This window comes from Variovorax sp. CAN15, from assembly GCF_030462475.1.
In the GTDB taxonomy this organism is placed as follows: Bacteria; Pseudomonadota; Gammaproteobacteria; order Burkholderiales; family Burkholderiaceae_C; genus Variovorax.
The window spans coordinates 25,889-51,407 of record NZ_JASMRZ010000025.1 but is presented as its reverse complement, the minus strand read 5'-3'; the positions used below and the strand labels follow the sequence as shown (position 1 = coordinate 51,407).

General features: G+C 64.2%; 21 protein-coding genes and 8 tRNA genes. 23 read left to right on the top strand and 6 right to left on the bottom strand.

Going from position 1 to position 25,519, the window contains the following annotated elements; translation table 11 throughout:
* Window positions 1–3 precede the first annotated feature (3 nt).
* From QMO14_RS17455 to QMO14_RS17345, 23 genes are all read left to right on the top strand, one after another.
* Window positions 4–4,458: an RHS repeat-associated core domain-containing protein gene (locus QMO14_RS17455; protein WP_301508672.1), complete on the top strand. Its 4,455-nt coding sequence runs from the start codon at window positions 4–6 to the stop codon at window positions 4,456–4,458.
* Window positions 4,455–4,991: a hypothetical protein gene (locus QMO14_RS17450; protein ID WP_301508671.1), complete on the top strand. Its 537-nt coding sequence runs from the start codon at window positions 4,455–4,457 to the stop codon at window positions 4,989–4,991. The genes QMO14_RS17455 and QMO14_RS17450 overlap by 4 nt, the downstream gene beginning before the upstream one ends.
* A gap of 110 nt (window positions 4,992–5,101) precedes the next feature.
* Window positions 5,102–5,428, top strand: coding sequence for a hypothetical protein (locus tag QMO14_RS17445; protein WP_301508669.1), 327 nt, complete (start codon window positions 5,102–5,104; stop codon window positions 5,426–5,428).
* Window positions 5,429–5,466: 38 nt separating this feature from the next.
* Window positions 5,467–5,961 carry a hypothetical protein gene (locus QMO14_RS17440; protein WP_301508667.1) on the top strand — a complete coding sequence of 165 codons (495 nt, stop codon included), beginning with the start codon at window positions 5,467–5,469 and terminating at the stop codon, window positions 5,959–5,961.
* An 18-nt stretch (window positions 5,962–5,979) separates the two neighbouring features.
* Entirely contained in the window at window positions 5,980–6,426 is a 447-nt protein-coding gene (locus QMO14_RS17435; protein WP_301508666.1) for a hypothetical protein, read from the top strand.
* A gap of 320 nt (window positions 6,427–6,746) precedes the next feature.
* Window positions 6,747–6,950, top strand: a complete 204-nt coding sequence (locus tag QMO14_RS17430) for a hypothetical protein (RefSeq protein WP_301508665.1) — start codon at window positions 6,747–6,749, stop codon at window positions 6,948–6,950.
* Window positions 6,951–7,124: 174 nt separating this feature from the next.
* Window positions 7,125–7,201: transfer RNA gene (locus QMO14_RS17425), tRNA-Leu, on the top strand.
* 9 nt (window positions 7,202–7,210) lie between these two features.
* Window positions 7,211–7,288 (top strand) — tRNA-Pro (locus QMO14_RS17420).
* 28 nt (window positions 7,289–7,316) lie between these two features.
* Window positions 7,317–7,392, top strand: a tRNA-Trp gene (locus tag QMO14_RS17415).
* 15 nt (window positions 7,393–7,407) lie between these two features.
* Window positions 7,408–7,483, top strand: a tRNA-Gln gene (locus tag QMO14_RS17410).
* Between the two features lie 23 nt (window positions 7,484–7,506).
* A tRNA-Asp gene (locus QMO14_RS17405) sits at window positions 7,507–7,582 on the top strand.
* 140 nt (window positions 7,583–7,722) lie between these two features.
* Window positions 7,723–7,796, top strand: a tRNA-Cys gene (locus tag QMO14_RS17400).
* Window positions 7,797–7,823: 27 nt separating this feature from the next.
* Window positions 7,824–7,900 (top strand) — tRNA-Asn (locus tag QMO14_RS17395).
* A gap of 36 nt (window positions 7,901–7,936) precedes the next feature.
* Window positions 7,937–8,653 carry a Sir2 family NAD-dependent protein deacetylase gene (locus QMO14_RS17390; protein ID WP_301508661.1) on the top strand — a complete coding sequence of 239 codons (717 nt, stop codon included), beginning with the start codon at window positions 7,937–7,939 and terminating at the stop codon, window positions 8,651–8,653.
* A 371-nt stretch (window positions 8,654–9,024) separates the two neighbouring features.
* A complete protein-coding gene (locus QMO14_RS17385; RefSeq protein ID WP_176656931.1) occupies window positions 9,025–9,507 on the top strand; it encodes a type VI secretion system tube protein Hcp in 483 nt (160 codons plus the stop codon).
* Between the two features lie 164 nt (window positions 9,508–9,671).
* On the top strand, window positions 9,672–11,879 hold the full coding sequence (locus QMO14_RS17380; protein ID WP_301508659.1) for a type VI secretion system Vgr family protein: 2,208 nt from the start codon (window positions 9,672–9,674) through the stop codon (window positions 11,877–11,879).
* Window positions 11,880–11,889: 10 nt separating this feature from the next.
* Window positions 11,890–13,245, top strand: a complete 1,356-nt coding sequence (locus tag QMO14_RS17375; RefSeq protein WP_301508658.1) for a DUF2169 domain-containing protein — start codon at window positions 11,890–11,892, stop codon at window positions 13,243–13,245.
* Window positions 13,242–13,598 (top strand): DUF4150 domain-containing protein, encoded by a 357-nt coding sequence (locus QMO14_RS17370; protein WP_301508656.1) that lies wholly within the window; start codon window positions 13,242–13,244, stop codon window positions 13,596–13,598. The genes QMO14_RS17375 and QMO14_RS17370 overlap by 4 nt, the downstream gene beginning before the upstream one ends.
* Before the next feature lie 7 nt (window positions 13,599–13,605).
* Window positions 13,606–14,898 carry a hypothetical protein gene (locus QMO14_RS17365; RefSeq protein ID WP_301508654.1) on the top strand — a complete coding sequence of 431 codons (1,293 nt, stop codon included), beginning with the start codon at window positions 13,606–13,608 and terminating at the stop codon, window positions 14,896–14,898.
* Window positions 14,895–15,380, top strand: coding sequence for a hypothetical protein (locus QMO14_RS17360; protein ID WP_301508652.1), 486 nt, complete (start codon window positions 14,895–14,897; stop codon window positions 15,378–15,380). Before QMO14_RS17365 ends, QMO14_RS17360 begins: the two co-directional genes overlap by 4 nt.
* Window positions 15,381–15,386: 6 nt before the next feature.
* A complete protein-coding gene (locus QMO14_RS17355) occupies window positions 15,387–16,385 on the top strand; it encodes a hypothetical protein (RefSeq protein ID WP_301508651.1) in 999 nt (332 codons plus the stop codon).
* A gap of 638 nt (window positions 16,386–17,023) precedes the next feature.
* The gene (locus QMO14_RS17350; RefSeq protein WP_301508649.1) at window positions 17,024–17,296 is read left to right on the top strand and encodes a hypothetical protein; all 273 of its coding nucleotides are present in this window, start codon (window positions 17,024–17,026) and stop codon (window positions 17,294–17,296) included.
* A gap of 332 nt (window positions 17,297–17,628) precedes the next feature.
* The gene (locus QMO14_RS17345; protein ID WP_301508647.1) at window positions 17,629–18,828 is read left to right on the top strand and encodes a restriction endonuclease; all 1,200 of its coding nucleotides are present in this window, start codon (window positions 17,629–17,631) and stop codon (window positions 18,826–18,828) included.
* Between the two features lie 53 nt (window positions 18,829–18,881).
* Here QMO14_RS17345 and QMO14_RS17340 read toward each other — a convergent pair.
* The 6 genes from QMO14_RS17340 to QMO14_RS17315 form a co-directional block, all read right to left on the bottom strand.
* Window positions 18,882–18,957 (bottom strand) — tRNA-Thr (locus QMO14_RS17340).
* A gap of 25 nt (window positions 18,958–18,982) precedes the next feature.
* A complete protein-coding gene (locus tag QMO14_RS17335; protein ID WP_301508645.1) occupies window positions 18,983–19,993 on the bottom strand; it encodes a class 1 fructose-bisphosphatase in 1,011 nt (336 codons plus the stop codon).
* Window positions 19,994–20,022: 29 nt separating this feature from the next.
* Window positions 20,023–22,719 (bottom strand): aminopeptidase N, encoded by a 2,697-nt coding sequence (gene pepN / locus QMO14_RS17330; protein ID WP_301508643.1) that lies wholly within the window; start codon window positions 22,717–22,719, stop codon window positions 20,023–20,025.
* Window positions 22,706–23,401, bottom strand: a complete 696-nt coding sequence (locus tag QMO14_RS17325; protein WP_301508642.1) for an HAD family phosphatase — start codon at window positions 23,399–23,401, stop codon at window positions 22,706–22,708. The genes pepN and QMO14_RS17325 overlap by 14 nt, the downstream gene beginning before the upstream one ends.
* Before the next feature lie 5 nt (window positions 23,402–23,406).
* Window positions 23,407–24,511 (bottom strand): peptide chain release factor 2 gene (gene prfB / locus QMO14_RS17320; protein ID WP_301508640.1). Its coding sequence is split into 2 segments (ribosomal slippage): window positions 23,407–24,429 and window positions 24,431–24,511, totalling 1,104 coding nucleotides; the frame shifts between segments, so codons are not numbered across the junction.
* A 189-nt stretch (window positions 24,512–24,700) separates the two neighbouring features.
* Window positions 24,701–25,513: a MetQ/NlpA family ABC transporter substrate-binding protein gene (locus tag QMO14_RS17315; RefSeq protein WP_301508638.1), complete on the bottom strand. Its 813-nt coding sequence runs from the start codon at window positions 25,511–25,513 to the stop codon at window positions 24,701–24,703.
* Window positions 25,514–25,519 lie beyond the last annotated feature (6 nt).

The following is a 25,519-nucleotide window of genomic DNA, read 5'->3' as shown; positions in this document are numbered from 1 at the left end:
GCCATGGCCGGCCAACCAGCTGCACGCCTGCACGACCCCATCGCCCACACCAACGCGCATGCGCGCTTCTGGGCCAAGTTCGCGGGCGGACTGATCGGCGGCATCGCCGTGGGCTTCGCGGTGGGCGTGGCAGCAGCGGCCGTGGTCGGCACCGGCGGGCTCGCCGGGCCGCTGGTGGCGGGCGCGGTGGTCGTGGGCGCGCGCATGGCCGGCGGCTACGTCGGCGCGAGCCTGGGCGAGTCGATCGCCGATGCGCTGGTGCCCGAGACGCTCACCGTGACCGGGATGATCACCAGCGGATCGTCGGACGTGTTCATCGGCGGCAAGGCCCTGGGCGCGGCGCGGGCCTCGCCCGACGCTCCCATGGACACGGTGAGTTGCAAGAACGACTCGCCGCAGATCCTTCTTGCCGAGGGCGCGCAGACCGTGTTCGTCAACATGGGCGTCGCCTCGCGAAAGGACGACCACACCGAGTGCGGCGCCAAGGTGAGCGACGGGGCGCCCACGGTCTTCATCGGCGGCCCGACCGCGCGCGTGCGCGATGTGGCCGACGAGGTGCCGCTCATCTCCAAGGTGCTGGTGACCATCTTCAACCTGGTCATGATCTACCGCGGCCTGCGCTGCCTGCCCAAGCTCGCGCGCCAGGGCAAGAACGCGCTGCCTTGCCTGATCGAAGGCGCGGTGGGGCTTGGTATGGGCATCCACGGCATGCTCAGCTCCTTCGGCAATCCGGTTCATGCGGCCACGGGCGGCAAGTTCCTGGGCGGCGAGAGCGAACTCGACTTCAGCTTGCCGGGGCCGCTGCCCATCGCATGGCAGCGTTTCTACAGCAGCCACGACCTGCGCCACGACGGCGCGCTGGGGCAGGGCTGGAGCCTGCCCTATGCGATGGAACTGCGGCTGGGCAACGACGAAGCCGGTCAGCCCGCCGTCACACTCATCGACGAGCAGGGCCGCCCGATGGTGCTGCCAGCCATCGAGCCCGGCACCCGCCAATACAGCCTGCGCGACGGCCTGGACCTGTGCCGCACCGAAGGCGGCCACTACTTCATTCACGTGCCGGGCGGCCTTTTCTTCATGTTCGAGGCGCCGGCCGAAGGCGGCCCGCACGCGCAGACGCTGAAGCTCGCGCGGCTCGAAGACCGCAACGGCAACTTCATCGACCTGCGCCACGACGCGCTGGGCCGGCTGGTCGAACTGACCGACAGCACCGGCCGCCTGCTGGCGCTGGAGTATGCGGGCGAGAGCCGCCGGCTGGGTGCAGTGCGCCTGGCCGCCGGTGCGCCCGGCGAGCTGCCCGGCCTGCTGGTGGCCTACAGGCACGACGCCGAGGGCCGGCTGCTCGACGTGACCGACCGCAATGGCGCGGTCGTGCGCCGCTTCGGCTACGACGCCCAGGGCCTCATGAACTTCCATGCCGACGCCGCAGGGCTGGAATGCCGCTACGAGTGGCGCAGCTCGGCCGGCGACGCGCACGTGGCCCGCCATTGGACCAACGACGGCGAGAGCTACACCGTGCGCCGCATACCGCCCCCCGCAGACGACGCGCTGGCGCTGGGCGAGACGCTGGTCGTCGACCAGCTCGGCCGTGAGTTTGCCTGGCACTGGAATGCCGACCATCAGGTCACCGACTACATCGACGCGGCGGGTCGCCAGTGGCATGCGGAGTACAACGATCTGCGCCAGCTCGTCGCCATCACCGAGCCCGGCGGTGCCACCACGCGCTGCACCTACGACTCCATGGGCTTCATGGCCAGCCGCACCGATGCGCTGGGCCGCACGCAGAGCACCGGCTGGACCGAGTTCGGCGAGCCCTGGCGCCAGACCCTCGCGGACGGCAGCACCTGGACCTACGCCTACAGCGACCAGGGCAACCTGGTGCGCGAGACCGACCCGCTGGGCCACAGCACCGAGTACACCTACGACAGGCGGGGCCTGCCGATCGTGGTGACCGACGGCAAGGGCGGCACCAACCGCATGACGTGGAACGATTGCGCGCAGCTGCTTTCGCTGACCGACTGCTCCGGCAAGACCACGCGCTACGCCTATGACGGCTGGGGCCATCTGCAGACCGTGACCGACGCCATGGGCCAGCGCACGCGATTGACGCACGACGCCATGGGGCGGCTGCTGTCGGTGTCGCAGCCCGACCAGAGCCACCAGTCGTTGCGCCGCGATGCGGCCGGCCGCATCGTCGCCGCCACCGATGCACTGAGCCGCAGCACGCATTTCGCGCTCGGCCTGCGCGGCCAGCCGCTGGTGAGGCAGGATGCCGAGGGACGCCGCATCGCCTGGCACTACGACAGCGCCCAGCGCCTGCAGGCGCTCGTCAACGAGAACGGCCTGCACTTCGAATTCGTGCGGGACGCCGCCGACCGCGTGGTCGAAGAGCGTCGCGTGGGCGGCACGCGCGTGCAGGTGGAATACGACGCCAACGGCTGGCCGGTGTGCATCACCCATGTACCGGGCATCGGCGACGACGACCTCGCGCTGCATGACGACACCGGGCCGCGGCCCGCTGCGAGCAGGCCCTTGCGCACCGAACTGCTGCGCGACGCCGTAGGCCGCCTCGTCGGAAAGCGCACCGGGAGCCACCACTACCGCTACAGTTACGACCAGCTCGACCGGCTGACCGAGGCGGTCAAGCTGGAGGTGCCGCAACCCGGCACCGGCGGTGAAGCGCGCACGCTGCACCGCACCGTCTTCGCCTACGACAAGCTTGGCCGCATCATCGAAGAGACCGCCATCGACGAGCTCACCGGCGAAACGCACACCCTGCGCCACACGCACGATGAACTCGGCAACCGCACGCAGACCGTGTTGCCAGCCATCGCGTCGCAGCCAAGTGTGCAGCGTGTGCTGAACTACCTGTACTACGGCTCTGGCCACCTGCACCAGGTCAACCTGTCGCAGCAGCGCGGTGATGCACCCGCGGTGCACCAGCTCATCAGCGACATCGAGCGCGACGACCTGCACCGCGAAGTGGCGCGCAGCCAGGGCGCGCTGCACACCCGCTTCGCGCTCGACCCGCTGGGCCGGCGCGCCGCGTCGTGGTGCCGGGCCGGCGGGCTGGACGCGGCCTTCACCACGCAAGACCCGAGCTGGCGCCAGGCCATCGACAGCGCCGGCACGCCCGGCGGCCGCCTGCTGGACGGGTTGATGAAGGAATACAGCTACGACCCCGTGGGCGAGCTGCGGCAAAGCCGGCATTCGCTGCAAGGCACGACAGGGCACCGGTACGACGCCACCGGACGCATCGAGGAAACCGTGCGCAGCGCGGCCGCCAACAGCGAGCGCTTCGCCTACGACCCCGCGGGCAACCTGCTCGACCCATCATCGAGCGCGCCCGGCTATGTGCGCGACAACCTAGTGCGTGTGTTCGAGGACAAGCGCTACAGCTACGACGGTCATGGCCGGCTGGTGCGCAAGAGGGCGGGCCGGCATACCGAACAGCGCTTCGAGTGGGACGAGGAAAGCCGCCTCGTGGCCGTGCACACCACCCGGCGCCCGGGTACGCCCGAAGCCACCACGCAGCTCACGCGCTTCGACTACGACGCGATGGGGCGGCGCGTGGCGAAGCACGACGCATTCGGCAGCACGCGGTTCGTCTGGGAGGGGATGCGGCTGATCGAGGAACGCAGGGGCTCGCAGGTGGTGAGCTATGTGTACGACGCGGGCAGCCACGTGCCGGTGGCGCGGCTCGATGCGAAGGCCGAGCCCCTTCACGGCGCCTCGGTCGCCCAAGTCTTCCACTTCCACAACAACCCCGTCGGCTTGCCGGAGGAGTTGAGCAACAGCGACGGCAACCTGTGCTGGCGCGCGAGCTATCGCACCTGGGGGGCCACTGTCGCCGAGCGCCGGGAAGTCGCGTCGCTGAACGGCCAGCTAGTCAGCACGGCCGAGGAAGTCACTGACGCCATCACGCAGAACCTGCGCTTCCAGGGCCAGTACCTGGATAGGGACACGGGGCTGCACTACAACACCTTCCGGTTCTACGACCCGGACATCGGGCGGTTTATCGGACCCGACCCGATCGGATTGATGGGGGGCTCGAACCTTCATCAATACGCGCCCAACCCAAGCCGGTGGATCGATCCGCTGGGGCTTTCATACTGCGCCTTCGGCAACGCCAGCAAGCCCAGAGCGCCGAGACCGGGAAAAGACATTGCGGTAGATGCCGACGGCATGGTCAAGTCGCAGGCCGGAAAGCAATTCCCGGAGGGGGCATCGACCACCGTTGACCCGACAAAATCGCCGTTGAGCGGGCACTACCACGAGATCCCGGAAGGAACCATGATGCCGAGCGGAATCGATATAGTGCGGGACGGCTCCGATGTGATTCCGAACTCTCCCCGCGGACCGGGGCATGCGACGGTGTTCCCGACCCGCGATATGCCGTTTACAGAATTCCAGGCTTTGTTCGAATCTCTGCCTTGGCAGCATGCAGGAAAAAAATGAATGATCCGGATGCTTTTCCTGACGAGTGGCGCCTCGTGAAGGAGGCGGAAAACTCTCTTCTTGTCAGCCGATTCAATTTCAAAAAGCACGTTGACTTCAAGAAAACCATATTGCTGGCCCTGAACACCATTTCGGAGCAGGCCGCCGCGCTCAGGTTCCTGAAGGACGATGCCCCCGGGTTGAGCGATCTGGAGTTAGCCGAGATTGCTCCCGTAGTCATGGACATCGCAGTGGACGGAAATATCGACAATCTCATCATCGCAAGGGCCGTGCTTCTGCAGTATTCCTCTCACTTTCTCCAGAGCAGGAAAACAATAAAGAGCTCGCTGGATCGCCGACTTCACAAGTACCTTTCGAGCGACGACGAGTTTCTGTACAGGCGATTGGCTGAATTGCTGGTAACTCTGGATCTGCCGGATGCCTTGGCGAAGTTGTTGTTGATCTGCAAGGACAACGGCAACCCGGAAATCGCCGAGATATACCAGGACTTCTCTACCAGATATGCAGCCGGCAGCGGCTTGAAGAACGAATAATCGAGGTAGCGACACCGAATACCAGATGCGCTCGATCTGTCCCAGCAGGGGATCGTTCGAGGACTGCTACCCCCTGATGCTGCGGTGTTGAATGTGGCCCCGATGCACCCATGCTCGACATCTACCTCGTTCCATCTTCATGCAGCACCATGCCCAAGGACCCGCGCGGGTTGGTGCATGCGGGCTCCATCGACTTCGATGCACATCGCTCCTTGGCCGTTGTGTTCGATCAATGCGGGCAGGCGGGCGCGAAGCTCAGCTACTTCGATGACTCCCTGCTGCGCCCCGAGCAGGTCGTCACGATGCGGCGTGTGTTCGACGCGCACACCAGCGCGCTTGGCGCTAATCGCGGGCAGATCGCCGCGTTCAACGCGATCCGGGGGGTTCTTGATCGTGCCGCAGAACAGGGCATGGGGCTTGCGGCGTTCTGCGACTGAGGCCGGAGAAGAGCCCCTTTAAGAACACGCAGCTGTCGATGCTTCCACCGTTCATCCTGGATGCGATAGCACAGCCCGGCGGCTGCGTGCATGACCACGCCCGTTTGGTCGCCGGCCTGGGAGCTGCGCTGTCGAACGGTTTGGGCGTTGCGTTCGTTCTGGACGACGACATGAATTACAACCCCGCACAGTCGCTGACGTGCAAGCTGTCGGGCTGGGACGCGGTGTTGAAGAAGCACTTCGAATTCGATGTTCGCTTCTACATCTCGTCGAAGACGCCGCTGTTTGCCGTCTACTGCTTCGACAGGAGGTGGGGCATGGTTGATCGAGCCAATGTCAATCACCCGATCGATCCGGCGAGGTTCCCCGAAGCGGCGAGGGCTTCGATAGACAAGGGCCGGGCCGTGCTTGCGGCGAAGGGTTTGCAGGAAGTGGCGCACGCGTATTTCTTTCTACCTGCACCGGGCTGCACCACGCAGCTCGACGGAGTGCAGGCGAACGTGCTCGAGAGCCTGTTCGCCGAGATCGTTTGAGCGGCCCCTGCACTTGCCATGACGCCGACCATCCAGAAACTCGAAGCCTTCGCCGCCGCAAGAGACTTCGAGCCGCTGCCCGATGCGCCCGCTCACGAACTCGACCAAGTACTCCACGCCTTCAGTGCAGCCAAGGCGCACGCTACAGGCCACGGCCCCGCCAACGATCGGTACTCGCACCTGATCGATTGCGAGTTCAGCAAGGAAATGCAGGCCCGCTTCCATGTCCGCTTCGACCTGCGCGTTTTCGTGGTCTTGCCGTACGTCATGAGCGACGGTGTGAGGCAGCTTGCCGTCGACCACGCGGCGCTTGCCGAACTGTGCGCACCATTCGTGAAGATGCTGCAAGACCGGAGGTTCGACCAGATTTCCTTCGATGATGCCGCGCGGTCTCTTTCGGACGAAATGTTCGACAAGGGATTCGGCGAAGACACTGTGCTCGCTTACTTCTTCGAGAGCCTGTAGGCCCGCGACCGCGATGACCCCCGGCGAGCTGTTGGCAGATTGGGCAACGCGGCCGGCCACGCCATTCATTGCGGACGCCTTGTTGGAGCCCATAGACGGTGCGCAGGGCTACGCGGCACTTCGACCTCATCGGCGCCGGAGCAACTCGAAGCCGAGCGGATTTTCCGGCCGCAGCGCGCAAGTGACGAAGACCCATGTGCCTGAAAGCGATCGATCGGAAGGCCTGCTGCAACAGCGCTTGAAAAAAGTTTGTCCAAGCAGTTGACGATTGTGTAAAGACTATTTACAGTCCATCCCACTCAACGCCAACAGGACCCAACGTGAAAGCCGCAACGATCCGCATCTACAGCACTTGCCCCGCATCCGGCAACGTGTTCGTGCGCGTCGCTTCGCACGATGGCCTCGGTCTGCAGCCGCTGCTGCAGCCACTGAATCAACCCCCGTATCCGACGTCCAAGCCGCAGGCCGATCTGTGGCCGTGCGACTACCAGGATCAGGTGCAACCGGGTGGAGGACGCGCATAGGCGCAGACCTCCCAAGCTCTCTCTCGAACAGAAGAGGCCCGGACACCGCGAGGTTCCGGGCCTCTTCGTTTTCATGCCATTCGTTCACGAGCAGCGATCGTGCTGCCCGCACAAGGTTCGGGCCTTGTGAGTGCTCCTTAAAAATTCGCAGCAGCCACAAACATTTTCTTTTCAGCCCCGGTGACGCAACTGGTAGACGTGTCCGCCTTAGAAGCGGAATTCTGGGAGTTCGAGTCTCCCCTGGGGCACCAAATTTTTCTCTGGGTGTAGTGTCAATCTGGTAGACGGCCTGCCTTGGAAGCAGGAGGCTGCAGGTTCAAATCCTGCCACTCAGACCATCTTCTTTTTTCGTCTGTTTTCTTTCACGCGTGTGTAGCTCAATTGGCAGAGCACTGGACTCCAAACCCAACGGTTGAAGGTTCGACTCCTTCCGCGCGCGCCATTCATCCGTCTTTACGGGCCCTTCGCCTAGCGGTCCAAGGCACCGGGTTTTGATCCCGGAATCCAAGGTTCGAATCCTTGAGGGCTTGCCAGCTTTTTCTTCATCTCATTCTTCGTTCCGCTAACTCAGTGGCCAGAGTGCCTCCCTGTCCAGGAGGAAGCCAGGGGTTCGACTCCCCTGCGGAACGCCATTCGTCAACTCGTTTCTTCATGGATCGTGAGCAGCACTGGCGACTGCAGCGGGCTGTAACCCCGTCTCCTTTGGAATACTTCGTTCGACTCGAAGACGATCCACCACCTTCTCTTTCATTCCTTGTCGCGGCAAGGTTCCGGCGCGGTAGCAAAGCGGTTGTGCAGCGGATTGCAAATCCGTCCAGACCGGTTCGACTCCGGTCCGCGCCTCCATTCACATCACATTCCTCAATTCATTTTTCCCCGGTAGCTCAGTTGGTAGATGCGGCGTACTGTTAATACGCAGGTCACACGTTCGATCCGTGTTCGGGGAGCCAATAATTCAACAACAACGCCAAAAGGAGTGCCGAAGCATGAAGCCCCAGGTCCAGCCGAACAAGATCGTCGTGCTCTCGGGCTCCGGCGTGAGCGCCGAGAGCGGCCTGCCCACGTTCCGCGACGCCAAGGGCCTGTGGAACAGCTACTCGTGGCAGGAACTCGCAAGCCCCGAAGGCTGGCATAAGCACCCGGAAGCGGTGCTGGCTTTCTACAACGAGCGGCGGGAGAAAGCATGGCAGGCGCAGCCGAACGCTGCGCACATTGCCATCGCGTCGCTCGAGTCGGCCTACGAGGTCGTGATCGTTACGCAGAACGTCGATGCGCTGCATGAGCGCGCGGGTTCGCGCCGCGTGGTGCATCTGCATGGGCAGCTCGCCTATGCACGGGGCACGTCGGAGCCCGACCCGAAGCGCTATCGCATCGATCGCAACCCGATCGCCATGGGACAGCTCTGCGAAGACGGCACCCAGCTGCGGCCTGACATCGTGTGGTTCGGCGAAGCGGTGCAGCACTTCGAAGAAGCCGAGGAGCATGTGGCCACTGCGGCGCGCGTGCTGGTGGTGGGCACGTCGCTCACGGTCTATCCGGCCGCATCGCTTGTGCGGTACGCAGACCGCAGCGCGCAGAAGGTTCTTGTCGCGCTCGACATGGAAGAGGTGCCGCACGGCTTCACTTTCCTGCAGGGCAGAGCGGCGGAGCTTGTGCCTGTGCTGGCCGCGAAGTGGTTGAGCGAGGCGCAGACGGCTTCGTAGTTGTGTTTGACGCCTGCAAATCGAAGGGCCCGCCATCGTATCGATGGCGGGCCCTTTTGCATTCGGCGAGGAATCGGCTCGATGAATTGTTTGGTTTTCAAGGTCGATGCATTGGCTAATTTTGATTAACTGCTTTGGTCTTCATATTTCGAGTGCCCGAAAAACCAACTGTGGGAAATGACTCGAAGAGGAAAGGAAGTCGTCTGAATTCAATCGATTTGTCACAGTCAGATCCGAACATCGCATTCACTCAGCCCCGGAGGCGCACGCTACGCGTGTTGCCACAACCGGATTTCAATATTGCTCGCCGCAACGGCGGCAAATTCTCGAGGCACCCGGAGGGGGCGCCGCAACCTGGGGAACGATCAATCATGGCAGTAGACATGTTCATGCGCGTCGAAGGCGCGAACGGCGAATCGAAGGACTCGAACCACAAGGAATGGACCGACATCAAGTCCTTCGCATGGGGCGCGACGCAGCCCGGCAACATGGTCAGCGGTGGTGGCGGTGGCGTCGGCAAGGCCAGCTTCAACGACCTGCAAGTCTTGGCACGCATCGACAAGGCGGCCCCGTCCGTCATGAAGAACTGCGCGAGCGGCAAGCATCTGAGCAAGGTGGAAGTGTCGGTGTGCAAGGCCGGCGGCTCGCAGATCGAGTACACCCGCGTCACGCTCGAGGAAGTGCTGGTCACTTCGGTGCAGTACACGGCCGAGCAGGGTTCGGACGCCGTGTTCGTGCAGTACTCGTTCCAGGCTGCCAAGGTGAAGCAGCAGTACTGGGAACAGACCGACAAGGGCGGCAAGGGCGCCGAGACGGTTCTGGGCTGGAACATCAAGGAGAACAAGGAGGCCTGATTCCTCCTTGTGCATGAACGCAAGCGCGTTGCTTCCGTTCCGTCGGGCCGCAAGGCAGCGGCCCGATGTCCTGATCTTCGTGCGTCGATTCGAATTCCGGGGAGAGTGTCATGCCAACAGGCGCAGCGCGGTCTGTCCGCGTCCTCACCGCTTCTTGCGCCGCCATGCCCACGCTTGGTGGGCAACCCGCACTGGAGCCCATCGCCATCGACGGCGACGAGGGCCTGAGCAAGCTCTTCCGCTACACACTCACGCTCGGCACCCCCGAGCAGGCGGGCTACAACGAACGCCAGGCCGCCAACGTCAACATCAAGCAACTGGTAGGTGAAACGCTCACGGTGCACATCGTGCTCGACGGCCGCCCCGGTGCGGGCGAAGGCAAGCGCCACATCTGCGGCCTCGTGACGCGCGTTCGCTTCCTGCGCCTGGAGAACCGCCGTGCGTTGTACGAAGCGGTGATCGAACCCTGGCTCACGCTGGCCACGCGCACGAGCGATTACCGCATCTTCCAGAACAAGACCGTGCTCGACATACTCGGCGAGGTCCTGTCCGATTACGACTTCGCCCACGAACTGAAAGCCACCCGCAGCTACCCGGCTCGCGAGTTCCAGGTGCAGTACGGCGAGAGCGACTTCGACTTCGTCGCGCGCCTGATGCACGAATGGGGCCTGTACTACTACTTCGAGCATGCCGAAGGCGGCCACAAGCTGGTGATCGTCGACGACATGTCCGCCCACCAGCCCTACGCCAACGCGGGCTACCAGAAGATTCCCTTCTACGGCGCAGACGACACCGTGCGCGCCGAGCACTGCGACCGCTTCAACGCCTGCGAGACGCTGCAAAGCGGCCAATGGGTCACGGACGATTTCGATTTCAAGCGGCCCAAGGCCCGACTGCAGCAGGTGAGCGCCATGCCGCGCAAGACCGCGCAAAGCAGCCAGGAGCGCTATGGCTGGCCGGGGGACTACGTGGTCGAGTCCGAGGGCGAGCAACTTGTGCGCACCCGCATGGAGGAGACCGGTAGCCAGGGCGAGCGGGCCAGCGGTTCGGGCAACCTGCGCGCCGTGGTGCCGGGCTGCCTGCTTGCGCTGGAGCGGCATCCGCAGAACGAGTCCAACCGCGAATACCTCGTGACAGACGCGCACCTGCGGTTGCAGGACATCGGCGACGCGAGTGCGCAGCAGGAGTTCGAATGCCGCGTCGACTTCGAGGTGATCCCGACGAGCAAGGTCTTTCGCGCGCAGGTGCCCCCCGTACCGAGGCCGCGCACCACGGGGCCGCAGACAGCCATCATCACAGGTCCTGCAGGCCGTGAGATCTGGACGGACGAGTACGGCCGCGTGAAGCTGAGCTTCCACTGGAACCGCTACTGCACCAAGGACGAGAACAGCTCCTGCTGGGTACGTGTGTCCTCGCCCTGGGCCGGCACCAACTTCGGCGGCATACAGATTCCGCGCATCGGCCAGGAGGTGATCGTCGACTTCGAGAATGGCGACCCCGACCGGCCCATCGTCACCGGCCGCGTCTACAACGCCGACAACATGCCGCCGTGGGACTTGCCAGCCAACGCCACGCAAAGCGGCCTGCTCACACGAAGCTCCGAGGGCGCGACCGACGCCAATGCCAATGCGCTGCGCTTCGAAGACAAGAAGGGACAGGAGCAGGTGTGGCTGCACGCCGAGCGCAACCAGGACATCGAGGTCGAGCACGACGAGACGCACTGGGTGGGAAACGACCGCACCAAGACCATCGACCACGACGAGACCGTGCACGTGAAGCACGACCGCACGGAAACGGTGGATCACGACGAAACCATCACGGTGCACAACAACCGCACCGAGACGGTCGACGGCAACGAGACCATCACCATCCACAAGAACCGCACCGAGACCGTGGATCTCGACGAGACCATCACGGTGCACAAGAACCGTACCGAAACCGTCGATCTCAACGAGACCATCGGCATCGGCATGAACCGGACCGAGAAGGTGGGCCTGAACGAGACCATCAACATCGGCGAGCACCGGACGGTGACCATCGGCGGTGCGAAGGTGGAAACCATTGCGCTGGCCAAGGCAGAGACCATCGGGCTGGCCAAGGCGCTGACCATCGGCCTCGGCTACCAGATCACGGTGGGTGCGGCCATGAATACCAGCGTTGCGCTGATGCAGACCGAACAGGTGGGGCAGTCCAAGCGCGTGGACGTGGGCAAGACGCTCACCCTGCATGCCGGCGACCGCATCGAGCTGGTGTGCGGCAAGAGCTCGCTGGTCATGACGTCGGATGGCGCCGTCACCATCAACGGCTCGACCTTCGACTTCTCCGCGAGCGGGCCAGTGCAGATCTCCGGCAAGGACATCGACCTCAACTGAGGCTTGCGCCGTGGAATTCCGCAACCTCACGCCCTTCGATGCGCTGTGCTTCCGCGCGGCCACGCCGAGCGATCGCGAATATCGGGTCGTCGCGATGAAGGTCGGCTACCGGCTCGTGCGCGACAGGTACGGGCGATGGCAGGCGACAGTCAACGACGACGATCCCGTGCCGCTGGCTCTGGCCGATGCCTACTGGGGCGAGGAGGGCGCATCGAGCCCGCGCGAGGAGAGCGATCTAGCACCCTACAAACCGCGCTGCGACCTGATCGTGAACGCCACGGCCCATGCGCCGCGAGGTGTTCCGACACCCGAATGGGAGGTGCGCCTGAAAGTGAGCGCCGGCCAGCAATGGGTGCCGTCGCCGGAGCCGCCCAAGCCGCTGCACCCGGGAGCGCGATTGACCTCGCGGCAGCACGCGGCATGGGAAGAAGAGAAACGCCATGCCGAGGCCCTTGCCGCACCGTGCACCGTGCTCGACAAGCGGCTGCTCGTCGGCGGGCCTTCCTTGTTCTATCTGCGCGCCGGCCGCGAATGGGCGCGCACACCCTCGCAGCCCATCGCGAGCCTGCCCATGCGCTGGGAGCATGCCTTCGGAGGCCGCAGCTTCCTGCGCCAGCCCGACGCTTCCGACGAGGCGCCGCCGCTGCTGAACGAAGTGTGCTTCTCCAATCCGCTGGGCCGGGGCTGGCTCGACAGGCGCGCGGTCGATCTGGCGCGCCAGGCGGGTGAGCCCGGCATCGAGCGGATGCCCGCGCCCCAGATCGAAGCCGCGCAGGAGCCGAGGATGCTGCAGCCGCTGCTGGCAAGGCATGCCGGCGTGGATCTCGATGCGCGAGCCATGGCCGATGTCGCCGAGGGCTATGGCCGCGAGCCGGCCGGCCTGGGCGTGGTGGGGCGCGCGTGGGCTCCCCGCCTGGCGTTGGCCGGTACCTACGACGAAACGTGGCTCACGCAACGCCATCCGTGGCCGCCGCATGACTTCGATTTCGGCTATTGGAACGCGGCGCCTGCCGACCAGCAGATTCCCTATCTGGCGCCCGATGCGCGCATCGAGCTTTGGAACCTGACCGATCCTGCCGTGACACCGGATGGCCACCTGTCGGTCACGCTGCCGGGCCATCGCGCCCTGGTACTGCTGCGGCTCGACAACGGTGCGCTGCTGCCCTTGCCCATGGTGACCGACACCGTGGTGGTGGATACCGAGAGCATGGCGCTCTCGTTGGTGCACCGTGTGTGGGTTCCGTCGGACGCACCTGTGCGCGTGCTCGAGGCCCGCTTCGAAGTCGATCCGAATGCGCCCCTCGTTCGCCCGGCGCCACGGCCGCCCGGTCGTGCCGCAATCGCAATGCCGGAGCCCGCGCCATGAGCGCCAACGTCGCCGCGCGCAAGCAAGGAGGCTGGAAGGTCGTGAGCCTCGCCCCCGATGTCTGCAAGACGCCCATGGGCAGTTCGATTCCACCCGTGCCTTACCCCGTGACGGCTCAGCTGAACAGCACCACGGCCGTGGCCCTGAGCGTGCGAGCCAACGGGCATCCGGTGGTGGTGTACGACATGAGCGTCGTGCCCACCACCATCGGCGACGCGGCAGGCGCCGCCAAGGGGGTCAAGAGCGGCACGGTGCAAGGCAAGTGCTACCCGAAGGATCACAGCGGCACCGTGCGCGCCGAGGGCAAGCTCGTGGTACGGCATGACGACCTGTTCTGGATGAACGGGAAGTAGGGCGCGGATGACGGTCGAGCTGAACATCAACCCCGCCTTCACCAGGCAGGTCGGCGGTGGCGCCCGCCTGGTGGGCTACAACTACGCAGACTCGGTGTCGCTGCTGTACTTTCCCTCGGACGTCGGGCCGGCGGAGAAGACATGGCACATGTCGCACGAACAGTACGAGGAGCTTCGCCAGGCCAAACCGACGCTCGAACTGCCCGAGCTCAAGCCCCGCAAGCCGGGGACCAACGCCAACGGCAACACGCTCGGCCCCGTTGTCGGCGAAACCCCGTCCACGCAGGCACCGGCCAAGCAGGCGAACCCGGAGGTGAAGCCCGAGACACCGAAGGAAGAGAGCTGGTGGAGCAACTGGGGTAGTTCGATCACGCATACGGTGCTGGACGTCGGCGGCGTCATTCCGGTGGTGGGCATCTTTGCTGACGGCGCCAACGCGGCGATCTATGCGGCCGAGGGCGACTACGTCAATGCTGCAATCTCCGGCGCTTCGGCCGCTGCAAACCTGGTGCCCGGAGGCGGCATCGCAGCCAAGGCGGGCAAGATTGCGGTCAAGGGTGCGCTGAAGGGAGGAGAGCGGGTCGGGATCAAGCAGGCCGAGAAACTGCTTGCGGAGCGGATCGCGAAAGAGAAGCTCGAGAAGGAAGCCGCGGAGGCGGCAGCCAAGAAGGCTGCGGAGGAGGCAGCCGCGAAAAAAGCGGCGGAGAAGAAGGCCGGCGCGGAAGCCGAATCGGGCGGCGGCGGCTCGAAGAAAAAAGACACCGAAGTCAAGAACAAGGGCAAGAAGCCGAAGTGCGGCGGGCGCGCGACCTACGGCAAGCAGGTGGGCGATTTCCTGGGCAATGAGATGGAGCGGGATCACATCCCCAATGCGGCTTCGCTCAAGGACATGGCGGAAAAGATGTTGGCCGAGGATGGGATCGAACTCACTCCTTCCCAGCGCGATTCGTTGTTCGGAAAAGTCGGAAAGAGCGGGCAACGCGAAGGCGGAAAGATCTACACCCACGCACAGACCATCGCCGTGCCCAAGGAGATCCACAGGGCGAGCCCCACCACCGGAAATCACGACAACTACAAGGACTCGAAGGACCTTGCCGGGGCAGCCCGGCGCGACACCAAAAATCACAGGGACGCCGTCGCGAAAAGTGACAATCACAAGGACTGCGGAAAAGCCTTGGAGGAGGCGTCGAAGGTCATCGACAAGATCTCGAACGACCAGTACAGGAAGTTCCTGGACAAGTTGATCGACGATGCACTCAAGGGCAAGCGAACCACGAATCCATGGAAAGGAATCCTATGAAAGTGCCCAGCCAGTACCCCGATGCCCAGGACTTCGTGTCTGCGATCGCGAAGCCATTCGACAGCGATCCGGGAAGCAAAGTCGTGGCGCCATTCGGCATCGTCTGGTCGGACGCCATCAAGCTCGACAGTGGCCTGGAGACCTACAACATCAGTGCGACGGCTCTTGGACTGAGCTTCACTTTCAAGGATGCCGGGCTGGTGTTCGAGAAGGAGCACCACGACGTCGGCGACGGGCCATTCCTGATGACGAACTGCGGCTTCTGGGGCTACGAGGATGAGTATGAAAGCTACAAGGGACCGTTGTGGAAGGACCTGCGGTTCTCCGATACGGTGGCCGATGCAGTCGCAAAGCTGGGAGCGCCAACCCGTGTCGGCCGCCTCGACATCCACTTCTGGGAACTGCCCGACTTCAGATTGACGATCCAGTGGAAGAGCCCGGGCAAGATCCGGGTGATTTCCTACTGGATGAAGCAGGACTGACCCGCAGTGAGCCTGTTCAGCTTTCTCTCGCTGCTGGGAGCGGACTCCACCGACGCGCAACTCGTCGCGCTGCTTGATGAGCTCGGCGTGCGTCGGCGCCCGGAGAAGCCGTTTCCTTTCAAGAGCCCTTACGAGGTGCTCTTCCGCTTGAGCAAGCAGGGCCTTTGCCTGTCCTTCCAGGACCTGGCCTACGTGGAAAACCGGCCCCCACGCCAATGGGGCAACAGCTCGCTGCAATTGCGCGCAGTGACCGTCACCGCCGGGGTCGAGGGCCAGTACCTGCCCTACACCGGCGAGATGCCCTACGGAATCTCCTGGAGCGATACGCGCCGGCAAGTCCGCGAGCGCATGGTGCAATACGAAGACAAGTTGCACGGCTACCTGCGCGACTGCTGGTGGCTTGGCGAGCGCTACATGAACGTGACCTACCAGCCCGGGGACATCACCCAACCCGAGCGGCCGGGCGTCTTCGACCTGTCCTTCGGCCTGTTCTACCCACCGAGCGAGTTCGTGCAGCCGGCGAAGTACCCGGACTTCCGGACGCTGGTCTCGCTCTTCGGCAAGTCCATGAACTCGCCGGAGTTCCAGCAGGCATTCGAGTCCTTCGACGTCGAGAACTGGCGGGCTGAAAGCGAAGACGGGCACCTCGACCGCCGGCGGGCGTTCGGGTTCGAGCTGTATTTCGACCCTGTGAAGCCAGCCGATGACGGCACGCCATCTTTCGCCGGCGCCAATCTGACCAGAGGCCGGCTCGGTCCTTCACGCAAGTGGAAGGGCACGCTGCCTTTTGAACTCGACTTCGACGACACACCGCCGGTGCTGCGGCAGAAGATACCGGCACCGCCTCTCGTGTGGGACGACTCGATGGTCGTCTGGGGCTTCGCGAAATGGGCCTTCCCGCGGATGGATGTGCGAGTGAACTACGACACGGTGCAAAACTGCATCGAGTGCATTGCGCTGCTGGCGCCGGGCTATCTGCGGCGCGACGAAAGTGCACAAGGTTGACGGGTGGTCTTCGGCTTTTCGTTCTTGCTCCGCGTCGAAGACCCGGATGCGGTCTCTCGGGCTTGTGAGGGCCAATTCGCGGGCGTGACCCATCGGCCGCATAGACTCGAATTGCATCCGATCGAGCGAACAACCCATGCAGCAAAATCCCTACAGCCCTCCTCATAGCAACGTGCTCGCAACGCCTGAATTGCCGAGCGGTCCGCGACCCATCTCGGCGTGGCTTCTGTTGATCCTTCTGGCATTCACGGAGCTCGCGCTCGCAGACGCTGATTGCCATTGCAGAGAAGATGCCTGAGGCACTAAGGGCGGTTGATCCCGAGTACAAGTCGCCGCGACGCGCGCTCGGTCGTGCGAAGAGCAGGAAAATCAAGACCTGAGCTTCCGCATCGTCGAGCGCACCAGCGATCACGGTGATGCGCTCAAAGTCGACGCGATCCCCAATTTGTTCATTGCATGGAGGCGTCCGCCAGCGCGCTTCTCCCATACATTTGAAGGTCCGCCGCGCCTCACGGCGGGACATCGATGCACACCGCAGCGATGTCGATGTGAGGCACAAAAGGCGACGGCCAAGGTGCGCTAACACCATGGCCGTCTGACCACTCAACGTGCACTAACTTTGCAGGAAAGCACATCAAATGGCTGATCAAATTATCGCCGGGCAAAACGCGCCCACCTCCCACAGCGAAATCGCATCATCCGACGCCGCTGATCTTCTTGAGAAAAAGTTGTCCCAATTGCAATCCTTGCTGAAGTGTTGCTACGGGGACGGATGCGATTGGTTCGACGCGATCGGGGCCACGCACCGTGACCGTGTCATGTGGATCGCTGCAGACTTGGCCGACGACGCGGCGCAGCTCTCTCAGGAACTGCTGAAGCAAGTCAATGCAGCGGACCTGCCGAAGGCCTGACAAGAAATTGGGCGCTGGGCGGGGGCGTCCAGCGCCCGAGTGGGTCGCAGTTTCTTCATCGACGCCGTAGTCGTTGCTCCTCCCATATCTCGCGTCCGCTGTGTGCGGATAGGCGCGTTCTTAGAAATCGGATGAGATCGGCGCAAGGGTGACGGCAAATATCGGGAGAGTTTCCATGAAACCAATGTAGCCAAGGTGGGGCGGCAGCAGTCCCCTTCATTGGGGATTGGCCCCGTGAGTTAGGCTCGGCTGTTTCAAGATTGTTAAATTAATGCATTGGCGCATATGGCCAGTGCACTTGTTGACCAATCTGTTTCAGCTCCCGCTTTGACATGACCCGCATATTCAGCTTCGACGACTTGCCGACGGCCGACCTTGTCGTGGATGCGATCTATGAAGGGGGTAGCGCTGGCAACACCAGCAGTGATCCGATCGCCAAGCTACTTCCCGGGGCGGGCAATCAAGGTGGCTTTCGAGCGTCGGGCCCAGGCCTGAAGAAGAAGTTCGTCGTTCTGTACTCCAGTGGCGAGGAAGGCGATTGGCCTGATCGCTTGGACCTGAACACCGGGCAGTTCACCTACTACGGCGATAACCGTACGCCAGGCCATGATCTTCACGACACCACGCGACGCGGCAATCTTCTTTTGAAAGTGGCCTTCGAGAGCGCACATGGGGATGCAGTGAAGAGGGCGGAGGTACCGCCGTTCTTCGTCTTCACCAAGTGCCCTACGGCAAAGAGCAATCGGTCTGTGCAGTTCAAGGGGCTCGCGGTTCCGGGGTTATTTGGTCTTCCCATGACGGAAGATCTGGTGGCTGTATGGAAGACGACAGCGGGAGAGCGATTCCAGAACTACAGAGCGGTTTTCACCGTTCTCGATACGGCGACGGTCTCGCGCGCATGGATCGACAGCCTCTCAGCCTCTGAAAGCGCCTTGGCAAGTGCGCCCAGCGCATGGCGTTCATGGGTCGAGTCCGGCGTCTATTCGCCGTTGACCTCGGAACCCACTAAGGTTATCCGCTCGGAAAGCGAACAGCGGCCCGATACGCCCTTGAAGGCCGGTATCCTGGAACAGGTTTGGGCCAAGTTCAAAGACTCGCCGCATGCGTTCGAGTCTTTCGCTGCTCGGATCTATCAGCTTTCAGATCGGCGCGTGATCATTGATGAAATCACCAGAGGTAGCGTTGACGGAGGGCGGGATGCGATCGGCAGGTACTTGCTTGGGCTGAGCGGTGATCCGGTGTACGCGGAGTTCGCTTTGGAGGCGAAATGCTATCGCCCCGCGTCTGAGGGCGTTTCGGCGAACACGGTCGGTGTTCGCGAAGTCGCTCGCTTGATCTCGCGCATCAGGCATCGCCAGTTCGGCATTCTGGTAACCACGTCGCTGATTGCGAGGCAGGCCTACGAGGAGGTGCGCGACGACCGCCATCCGATCGTGTTCATCTGCGGGCGAGATATCGCCGAAATATTGATCCAAGCTGGCTACAACTCGTCGGAGCGTGTGGGCGAGTTGCTCGCCGAATGGCTCGCCTAAATTCCGCATAACGGAAAAAGCCCGCTACCTTTTGGATAGCGGGCTTTTAGTTTTGGTGCCGGAGAGATGAATCGAACACCCGACCTTCTCATTACGAATGAGCTGCTCTACCGACTGAGCTACACCGGCGAAGCCTCAGATTATAGCCAAGAAATCAGGCCTTCTCGGCGTGGTACTGCGTCAAACGCTCAACTTCGTTACGCGAACCCAACATCACGCTCACGCGCTCGTGCAGTTTGGTGGGTTGCAGCTCCAGGATTCGCTGCTTGCCATTGGTGGCCGCGCCGCCGGCCTGCTCGACCAGCCAGCTCATGGGGTTGGCCTCGTACATCAGGCGCAGCTTGCCGGCCTTTTCGGGCTCGCGCTTGTCCCACGGGTACATGAAGACGCCGCCGCGCATCAGGATGCGGTGCACGTCGGCGACCATGCTGGCGATCCAGCGCATGTTGAAGTCCTTGCCGCGCGGGCCTTCCTTGCCGGCCAGGCATTCGTCGATGTAGCGCTTCACGGGCTGGTCCCAGTGGCGCATGTTGCTCATGTTGATCGCGAATTCCTTGGTGTCGGGCGGAATCTGGATGTCTTCCTGCGTCAGCACGAAGCTGCCCTGCTCGCGGTCGAGCGTGAACATGGCCACGCCGTTGCCCACGGTCAGCACCAGCGTGGTCTGCGGGCCGTAGATGCAGTAGCCGGCGGCCACCTGCTGCGTGCCCGCCTGCAGGAAGTCGCTTTCCTGCACGCCGGGGTGGTCCTCGGGCTTCTTCAGCACGCTGAAGATGGTGCCGATGCTGACGTTCACGTCGATGTTGCTGCTGCCGTCGAGCGGGTCGAACATGAGCAGGTATTCGCCCTGCGGGTAGCGGTTGGGCACCACGTAGATGCTGTCCATTTCCTCGCTGGCCATGGCCGCGAGGTGGCCGCCCCATTCGTTGGCCTCGATGAGCACTTCGTTGGCGATGATGTCCAGCTTCTTCTGGATCTCGCCCTGCACGTTCTCGCTCTCGGCCGTGCCGAGCACGCCGCCCAGCGCGCCCTTGTTGACGGCCTGGCTGATGCTCTTGCAGGCGCGGGCGACCACTTCGAGCAGCAGGCGCAGCTGGCCGGGAATCAGGCCGTCGGCGCGCTGTTGTTCGACGAGGTAGCGGGTGAGGGAAATTTTTTGAGCCATGTGTCTTCCGGGTTCGGGTTCGTTCTTCTTCAGTTGCCTGCGAGAGCGCGGGTCACCACTTCATGCGTGTCCTTGCTCAGGTCCGGCTTGGCCGCCACGCGGGCGATGGCTTCTCGCGCTGCGCTGCGGTATGGCTCGGCCAGCTTGCTCCAGCGATCGAGCGCGCGCGCGAGGCGGGCGGCGACCTGGGGATTGATGGCGTCGAGCTCGATCACGCGTTCGCTCCAGAACACGTAGCCGGCCGCGTCGGGGCGGTGGAAGGCGCCGGGGTTGGCGCTGCAGAAGCTGAAGATCACGCTGCGCGCGCGGTTCGGGTTCTTCAGCGAGAAGTCGGGGTGCTTCATCAACTGCTTCACCAGCGGCAGGATGTCGCCGCCGCGGTCGGGCGCGCCGGCTTGCAGCGAGAACCACTTGTCGATGACCAGCGCCTCGTCCTTGAAGATGGCGTGGAAGCGAGCCAGCGCCTGCGCCGCCAGGGTGTGGCCCGACGACACCAGCGCGTTGAGGGCGTTGAAGCGGTCGGTCATGTTGCCCGCGTCCTTGAAGCGCTGCAGCGTCTTGCCCGGCCACACGGCGTCGCCCGAAGAGCGCGCCGCCAGGCACAGGAAGTTGAGCGCCATGCCGGCCAGCGCGCGGCGGCCCGACGAGGTCGGGTCGGGGCTGTAGGCGCCGGTGTCGTGGTGCTCTTCATAGGCCCACTGCCAGTCGGCAAAAAGGGCGGTGGCCAGCTGGGCGCGCATGGCTTCGCGCACGAGGTGCACGCGCTGCGGGTCGACCACGTCGAGCTGCTCGGCGATGTAGGTTTCCGACGGCAGCGTGAGCACCAGTTCCTTGAAGGCGGCGTCGAGCTGCGGGTTGCGCAGCACGCTGCGCATGGCGTCGATGTACGCGTCGTTCAGCACCGGCGTGGCGTCGGTGGCCAGCGCCGCGATGCCGTTCAGCGCGGCGCGCAGGCCCAGGCGCTGGCCGGCTTCCCAGCGGTTGAACGGATCGGGGTCGTTGGCCAGCAGGGTGAGCAGTTGGGCGTCGGTGTACTCGAAGTCGAGGATCACCGGCGCGCTGAAGCCGCGCAAGATGGACGGAACGGGCTCGGCGTCCAGGCCCGTGAAGGTGATCTGCTCGCCCGCGCGCGACAGCACCACGGTGCGCGTGCCTTGCGTCGCTTCGCTTTCGCCTTCGAGCTGCAGCGGCAGTTCGCGGCCGCTGCTGGCGTCGAGCAGGCCCACGTTCAGCGGGATGACGAAGGGTTCCTTGGTCGGCTGGCCCGGCGTGGGCGGGCAGCTCTGCACCACGCTCAGGGTGTAGCTGCGGTTCTGCGCGTCGTACACGCCGTGGGCGGCAAGGCGCGGCGTGCCGGCCTGACTGTACCAGCGCTTGAACTGGGGCAGCAGGCGGGCCAGTTCCGATTCGGGGTTGGCGTCGGCAATGGCCTGCGCAAAGTCGTCGCAGGTCACGGCCTGGCCGTCGTGGCGCTCGAAGTAGAGCGTGATGCCCTTCTCGAAGCCCTTGCGGCCGACCAGCGTCTGCATCATGCGCACCACCTCGGCACCCTTCTCGTAGATGGTGACGGTGTAGAAGTTGCTGATCTCGATGTAGCTGTCGGGGCGCACCGGGTGGGCCATGGGGCCCGCGTCCTCGGGGAACTGGGCGGTGCGCAGCACGCGCACGTCCTCGATGCGCTTCACGGCGCGGGCCGAGGCGTCGGCGCACAGGTCCTGGCTGAATTCCTGGTCGCGGAAGACGGTGAGGCCTTCCTTCAGCGAGAGCTGGAACCAGTCGCGGCAGGTCACGCGGTCGCCGCTCCAGTTGTGGAAGTACTCGTGGCCGACCACGCTCTCGATGTTGCTGTAGTCGGCGTCGGTGGCGGTGGCCTGGTTGGCCAGAACGTACTTCGTGTTGAAGATGTTCAGGCCCTTGTTCTCCATGGCGCCCATGTTGAAGTCGCTGGTGGCAACGATCATGAAGCGGTCGAGGTCCAGCGGCAGGCCGAAGCGGGCCTCGTCCCACAGCACCGAGTTGATGAGCGAGTTCATCGCGTGCTCGGTCTTGTCGAGGTCGCCGGCGCGCACGTACACCTGCAGCAGATGCTCCTTGCCGCTGCGCGCCTTGATGCGCTGCTCGCGCGCCACCAGCTTGCCCGCCACCAGGGCGAACAGGTAGCTGGGCTTCTTGAACGGGTCGACCCACTTCGCGAAGTGGCGGCCCTCGGGCAGCTCGCCCTGTTCGACCAGGTTGCCGTTCGACAGCAGCACCGGGTAGGCAGCCTTGGCCGCGCGCAGGGTGACGGTGTAGCTCGCCATCACGTCCGGACGGTCGAGGAAGTAGGTGATGCGGCGGAAGCCCTCGGCCTCGCACTGTGTGAAGAAGGTGTCCTCGCTCACGAACAGGCCCATCAGCTTGGTGTTCTTGATGGGGCAGCAGGTGGTGAAGATCTCGAGCTCGAAGGCATCGGGCAAGCCGTCGATGACGAGCTGTTCGCCCTCCATGCGGAACGACGCGCCCTGGCCGTTGACCAGCACGCGCGCCAGGTTCAGCTCGTCGCCGTCCAGGCGCAGCGGCTGCATCGGCACCTCGGGGTTGCGGCGCATCTGCATGCGGTTGAGCACGCGGGTCTTGGCGGGGTCGAGGTCGAAGGTCAGGTCGACGGTGTCGATCCAGTACGCCGGGGCGGCGTAGTCTTCGCGGCGGATGGCAATCGGTTGGCCTTGAGCGTCACGTAGCAGCATCGAGTGTCTCCAGAAATTTCGAATGAGCGAGTTCGTCGTAGTCGCGAACCGCGGCGATCACATGGGGGCCGGCAAGCTCGGCGGCGGAATGGGTGCTGCACACGGCCACGGCGCGCATGCCGCCGCGGCGGGCGGCTTCGATGCCGAAGGGCGCGTCTTCGAAGACGATGCAGCGCTCGGGCGCAACGCCGATGCGGCGCGCGGCTTCCAGAAAGATGGCGGGCGTGGGCTTGCCCGAGAAGCCTTCGTCGCCGCCCACGATGGCCAGCGGCAGCGGGTCCATCTTCAGGCGCGACATGGCGAACTCGATGTTGTGCCTGTCGCCGGCCGTGCCGACCGCCACCTTGAGCCCGCGCGCCACGGCCGCCTTGGCGAAAGCCGTGAAGCCAGCCACTTCGGTGAAGTTGTCGCTGAACATGGCGCGGTAGATCTCTTCCTTCTCGTGCACCAGCGCCAGGCACTCGTCGTCGGAGAGCTCGCGCTGGAACAGCTCGCGCATGCACTCGGCGCCGGTGCGGCCCGTGGTGCGCGCGAGGATGTCGCTCACGTCGAGCTTCAGGCCGTGGCGCGCCACGAATTCCACCCACGAGCGCGCATGCCACGGCATGGAGTCGATCATGGTGCCGTCCATGTCGAAGATGAAGGCTTCGACCTTGCCACCCTTCAGGCTTTGCAGGCTCATCGGTATCACACGCCCTGCTTGAGAGAGGCCTCGATGAACACGTCGAGGTCGCCGTCGAGCACCTTCTGCGTGGCCGAGACTTCGACGTTGGTGCGCAGGTCCTTGATGCGGCTGTTGTCCAGCACGTAGCTGCGGATCTGGTGGCCCCAGCCCACGTCGGTCTTGCTGTCTTCGAGCTTCTGCTGTTCTTCCTGGCGCTTGCGCATCTCGTGGTCGTACAGGCGCGAGCGCAGGCGCTTCCAGGCCACGTCGCGGTTGCTGTGCTGGCTGCGGCCGTCCTGGCACTGCACCACGATGCCGGTGGGGATGTGAGTCAGGCGCACGGCCGAGTCGGTCTTGTTGATGTGCTGGCCGCCGGCGCCGCTGGCGCGGAAGGTGTCGGTGCGCACGTCGGCCGGGTTGATCTCGATCTCGATGGAGTCGTCGATCTCCGGGTACACGAAGATGCTGGCGAAGCTGGTGTGGCGCCCGCCCGAGGAGTCGAAGGGCGACTTGCGCACCAGGCGGTGCACGCCGGTCTCGGTGCGCAGCAGGCCGAAGGCGTAGTCGCCCTCCACCTTGATGGTGGCGCTCTTGATGCCGGCGGTGTCGCCTGGGGTTTCGTCTTCCAGCTGGGCCTTGAAGCCCTTGCGCTCGGCGTACTTGGTGTACTGGCGCAGCAGCATGCTGGCCCAGTCGCAGGCCTCGGTGCCGCCGGCGCCGGCCTGGATGTCGATGAAGGCGTTCAGCGGATCGGCCGGGTTGTTGAACATCCGGCGGAATTCGAGCTGCTTGATGTCGGCTTCGAGCGTGGCGGCGTCATCGGAGATGGCCTGCAGGCCGGCGATGTCGCCGTCTTCCTTCGACATCTCGTAGAGCTCGGTGTTGTCCGACAGGCCGCTGGTGAGCCGGTCGAGCGTGATGACCACGTCGTCGAGCGACTTCTTTTCCTTGCCCAGCTCCTGGGCCTTCTTCGGGTCGTTCCAGACGTTGGGATCTTCGAGCGATGCGTTGACCGTCCTCAGACGTTCGGCCTTGGCATCGTAGTCAAAGATACCTCCGTAAATCGACCGTGCGGGCGCTCAGGTCCGCGAGCATTGCGCCGATTTGGTTGATCTGTTCTGCGTCCATGGGGTGTCCTGACTGTGTTCGGGGAAACCGGGCATTTTCTCATGCTCCCGTGTTTCTCCGAGGAGGGCCCCGTATTGCTCCTTCCTCCTTTGGGGAAAGGTAGGGATGGGGGCGCGCAGAGCGCCCATGGCGAGTGCCGGCGTGCCCCCACCCCGGCCCTCCCCCAGAGGGGGAGGGAGAAAGGCGAACTCAGAACGCCGGCACCAGCGAGCCCTTGAACTGGGTCTCGATGAAGCTCTTCACCTCCGGCGACTGGTACGCCGCCACCAGGCGCCTGGCCCAGGGCTTGTCCTTGTCGGCGCGGCGCACGGCGATCAGGTTGGCGTAGGGGCTTTTCGGCGATTCCTTGATCACCGCGTCCTTGTTCAGCGACAGGCCGGCCTTCTCGGCGTAGTCGTTGTTGATGGCGGCAATGGTCAGGTCGTCGAGCGAGCGCGGCAGCTGGGCGGCGTCGAGCGCCACCAGCTTCAGCTTCTTCGGGTTCGTGACCACGTCCAGCGGCGTGGCCGTGTTGTTCTTCACCGCCTCGGGCTTCAGCGTGATGAGGCCGGCCGACTGCAGCAGCAGCAGGGCGCGGTTGCCGTTGGACGGATCGTTCTGGATGCCGACCGAGGCGCCGCCGGGCAACTGGTCGATAGCCTTGATCTTGCGAGAGTAGAAGCCCAGCGGCGCGGTGATGGTCAGGCCCAGGGGCACGATGTCGAAGCCGCGCGCCTTGTTCTGGTTGTCCAGGAAGGGCTGGTGCTGGAAGGCGTTGGCGTCGAGGTCGCCCGAGGCCAGCGCCGCGTTGGGCAGCTGGTAGTCGTTGAACACCACGACCTGGATGTTCAGGCCATCCTTGGCGGCGACCTTCTTGACCACTTCGAATACCTGCTCGGCACTGCCGACGGAGACGCCGACCTTGAGCGTGTTCTTGTCCTGCGCGAAGGCGGTGCTGCCGGCGAGGAGCGCGGCGGCCAGGGTGGCGAGGGCGAGGGTGCGGCGGCGGAAACTGGTGTGCATGTGCTT